Genomic DNA, 1,187 nt, shown 5'->3' with positions numbered 1-1,187 from the left:
TGTCCCGTCCTGAAATAAGTTTACACCTTAAGAGACTTATTTTATGGAACATGCACAAGAACAACGAGTTAAACGCACACAACGTGATTATAGCTTCGCCTTTAAAATGATGGTTGTACATGAAGTAGAAAAAGGGCAAATTACTTATAAACAAGCTCAGGCAAAATATGGTATTCAAGGAAGATCAACTGTGCTGGTATGGTTACGCAAGCACGGACAACAGGACTGGACTTCGAATATGCCGACTTCTTCTAAACGCCAATTAACCCCCCAACAACGAATCCGCCAATTAGAAAAGCAGTTAGCCGCAGAAAAGCTTAAAACTGAATTTATTCAGGATGTGATTTATCACATTGATAAAGAATGTGGGACTGATCTTGGAAAAAAGTATACCGAGCACGTTTCAAAGATTGGCAAAGCCAAAGAAGACTAAGCGTTTCACGTTATTGTCGGTGGTTGGGAATCACCCGACAAGCTTATTATCAAGCAGAAAAACGTGCTCAAATGACTGCACAAGCAACTGAACAAATACTTGAGTTGGTTATGGAATATCGTTGTCTCATGCCAAGTATCGGAACACGTAAGCTGTATTGGCTTATTAAAGGCAAATTGTTGCAGCGTGGTTTAAAGTGTGGACGGGATCAGTTATTTAAAATATTGAAAGAGCATAATTTATTGATTCGCCCCAAGCGTCGCTATACAAAAACTACAGATAGCAAGCATTGGATGAAGAAGCATCCAAATTTATTAAAGGATTATTCAGCAGTGCAAGCCAACGAAGTCTTTGTTAGTGATATTACTTATGTTGAGAGTGCTGAAGGCGTACATTATTTATCCTTAGTGACAGATGCTTATACCCGTCAGATTAAAGGTTATAAGTTATCGAATGATATGCGTGCGGAGAATGTTGTGCAGGCTCTACATATGGCGATGCAGCATGTGACGGATCGAGCGACAAGGATGATTCATCATTCAGACAGAGGCTCTCAGTATTGCTCTGAACTATATCAATCGGCATTACGCCATTATGGGGTATGTCCTTCTATGACAGATGGAGGAGACTGTTACCAGAATGCATTAGCAGAGCGGATTAATGGAATATTAAAGCAGGAGTTTTTAATTACACGATGTCAAACCATGAAGGAGTTAGATCACTTAATTGCGGAATCTATTATGATTTATAATTG

The 1,187-nt window shown here is 39.3% G+C and carries 1 pseudogene; it reads left to right on the top strand.

Annotation, left to right across the window (positions count from 1 at the left end):
• Positions 1-43: 43 nt before the first annotated feature.
• A pseudogene (locus FTV38_RS18340) lies at positions 44-1,187 on the top strand (IS3 family transposase); the annotation flags it as partial.

Source organism: Acinetobacter sp. YH16044, from assembly GCF_013417145.1.
Taxonomy (GTDB): domain Bacteria; phylum Pseudomonadota; class Gammaproteobacteria; order Pseudomonadales; family Moraxellaceae; genus Acinetobacter; species Acinetobacter amyesii.
Note: the sequence above shows the minus strand (reverse complement) of the source record. Positions and strands in the feature narration are given on the sequence as shown.